Source organism: Acetatifactor sp. (genome assembly GCF_982438285.1).
On the sequence record NZ_CEWDFQ010000357.1, the window covers coordinates 1 to 3,005 of the forward strand.

Sequence of the window (3,005 nt, forward strand, 5' to 3'; positions counted from 1 at the left end):
GTCTTATATTAAGGAGGACAAAGTATGAAAAAGAAAAGAGCACTCGCGTTATTGTTGACAGGTGTCATGGCATTCTCCATGGCGGCCTGCGGCTCACAGCAGGAGACGTCCAATTCCGGTACCAATACACAGACGGAGACCTCTGCCCCTGCTGAGACTGCGGCGGAGACCGCTGCCGAGACGGACGCAGCAGCCGGCACAGACCTCAGCGCAGATATTACGATGTGGACGTACCCTATTGGAAGCTTTGGCAATGAGGAAACGGTAAATGGTTTTATTGCTTCTTTTAACGAGGTGTATCCTAACATAAGCGTATCGGTGGAATATCTTGATTACACTTCCGGAGATGATCAGGTGACAGCTGCCATTGAGGCTGGTACAACACCGGATATTATCATGGAGGGGCCTGAGAGACTGGTAAGCAACTGGGGAGCGAAGGGAAAGATGCTGGACCTTTCTGATCTTTGGGACGATGAGGCTCTTGCAGATATTTCTGCCACCAGCGAGGCAGTGGTAAGCGCATGTCAGTCCACGGACGGTGTATTTTATGAGTATCCTCTCTGTATGACCACGCACTGCATGGCTATCAACTATGAAATGTTTGAGGCCGCAGACGCGCTTCAGTACATAAATGAGGATCGCACCTGGACCACCGAGAATTTTGAGAAAGCGCTTCAGGCGCTTAAGGATGCAGGCGTTGCCCAGGAGAACGGTATCGTTTACTGCGGTGGCCAGGGCGGGGACCAGGGAACACGAGCCCTTGCCATGAATCTTTACAACGCAGAATTTACCAATGAAGATCACACTCAGTGGACCATGAACTCTGAAGCGGGCGTAAAGGGCCTGCAGCAGCTTGTAGACTGGACCCAGGAGGGACTTTTAAGCTACGATGCAGGAGCACAGGCAAGTGATGAGCTTCAGCTGTTTTCCAATGGAACCGTGGCAATGACCTTCTGCTGGAATGCTTCCAATGAGGCACAGTATGCTTCGGTGGTAGGCTTTACACCTTATCCGGTTGCCTTCCCTTCGGAGAGCGGCACACCTGAGCTCTGTGGTGGAATCTACGGCTTTGGTATCTTTGACAACGGCGATGAGGCAAAAGCGGAAGCTGCAAAGGCGTTTATTGAGTTTATCTGCGACGATGCGGTTCAGGGACCTTTGAGCGTTTCCAGTACAGGCTTCTTCCCGGTAAGAGCTTCCTTTGGAAATGTATATGCGGGCACAGAGGACGAAGCGCGCATGGAGGTATTTGCAAGCTTCGGACCTTACCTGGGAGATTACTACAACGTAACAGGAGGCTGGGCTGAGCAGCGTACCGCATGGTGGAATATGCTCCAGCAGATTTTTGGCGGCGAAGATGTTCAGACTGCGGCAGATGCTTACGTTGAAACCTGCAATGCAGCTACGGCGGCAGCAAATTAATCTGATGGCAACCTTTGGCATCCGGCTTTTCAACAAAGGCCGGATGCCTTTTCAAAAAGCAGAAAACAAATGGGGGTAATACTCATGACGGTTGGAAAAATGTCAGGTAAAAAACAGTATACCAAACGAAGCAGGATACTGGTAATGCGCGAAACCAGAGCGGCTTACCTGTTTCTTCTGCCTGCACTGATATTTTTTGTGGGCTTTATCATTGTTCCCATGATAATGTGCCTTGTAACCAGCTTTTTTAATTATACCATGACAGACTTTACGTTCGTGGGATTTGGGAATTATATTGAAATGTTTCAAGACCCGATTTTTATCAGAGCCCTGAAAAATACCATATTGATTGTAATTGTAGCGGTACCTGTGGTAACGATTTTTTCCCTATGGGTCAGCGCGGCGATTTATCCTCTGCATGCGGCGTCCAGATCCTTTTTCCGCTGTGTGTTTTATCTGCCTGTGGTTACGGGTACGGTTGCGGTTGCGGTTGTCTGGAAATGGATGTTCAACAAATATACGGGACTTTTTAACTATGTATTAAATGCAGCCGGGGTGATCGACGAAAACATCAGCTGGCTGGGGGATGAAAGATTCGCCATCTGGTGTATTATACTTATTCTCTTTACAACCTCCATCGGACAGCCTATTGTACTTTATGTGGCGGCTCTGGGAAATGTGGACAGCTCTATTGTTGAGGCGGCCCAGGTGGACGGCGCCACCAATTTCCAGACCTTCTGGAAAATTAAATGGCCCTCTATTATGCCTACCACCCTTTACATCCTGGTGATCACTACCATAAATTCCTTTCAGTGCTACGCACTGATACAGCTTTTAACCTCAGGAGGACCGAATCATTCCACAGATACTATTATGTATTACATTTATTATGAAGCATTTAAGCTTTATCGGTACGGTTATGGAAATGCGATGGGGGTATTTCTGGCTATTGTCATCGCTGTGTTTTCCGCAATTCAATTTAAGGTGACCAAGGCCGGAAGTGTGGATTAGGAGGGAGAGGAAGCATGGAAAAAACAAAAAAGAAAGCAGGAAAACTGTCGATTTATAAGGTGGTTACTGTTATAATATTAGTGGTTTTGGCATTTTTGTTTATTTTTCCAGTTTATTGGATTGTAACAGGGTCCTTTAAGGATGCAATGACCATTAATGCCGCAAAGCCCCAGTGGTTTCCCCTGAAGCCCACGATGATCAATTATGAAAAGCTGTTTGGCAATCCGGCGCTGCGCTGGCTCTTTAACAGTGTGGCTATAGCGGTGATTGCCATGGGACTCACCTGTCTGACCGCTTCTATGGCGGGATATGCGCTTGCCAAGAAACGTTTTGTGGGGCAGACGATTTTATTCAGTATTTTTATTTGTGCCATGGCGCTTCCTAAGCAGGTGGTTCTGGTACCGCTTTTAAAGGAGATGTCTTTCTTAAATCTTCATGACACCATCTGGGCAGTCATCCTTCCCACGGTGGGCTGGCCCTTTGGAATCTTTTTGATGAAGCAGTTTTCTGAAACCATTCCCACGGAAATGCTGGAGGCAGTGAGGATTGACGGAGCGGGAGAGGTACAGACC

General features: G+C 47.8%; 3 protein-coding genes. All 3 read left to right on the plus strand.

Going from position 1 to position 3,005, the window contains the following annotated elements; genetic code table 11:
- The first annotated feature begins 24 nt into the window (after positions 1 to 24).
- The gene (locus AC1WIP_RS13775; RefSeq protein ID WP_481142368.1) at positions 25 to 1,422 is read left to right on the plus strand and encodes an extracellular solute-binding protein; all 1,398 of its coding nucleotides are present in this window, start codon (positions 25 to 27) and stop codon (positions 1,420 to 1,422) included.
- A gap of 84 nt (positions 1,423 to 1,506) precedes the next feature.
- Positions 1,507 to 2,433 (plus strand): carbohydrate ABC transporter permease, encoded by a 927-nt coding sequence (locus AC1WIP_RS13780; RefSeq protein ID WP_481142369.1) that lies wholly within the window; start codon positions 1,507 to 1,509, stop codon positions 2,431 to 2,433.
- Positions 2,434 to 2,447: 14 nt separating this feature from the next.
- Positions 2,448 to 3,005 (plus strand): carbohydrate ABC transporter permease (locus AC1WIP_RS13785; protein ID WP_481142370.1); only part of this gene is annotated, 558 nt, incomplete at its 3' end.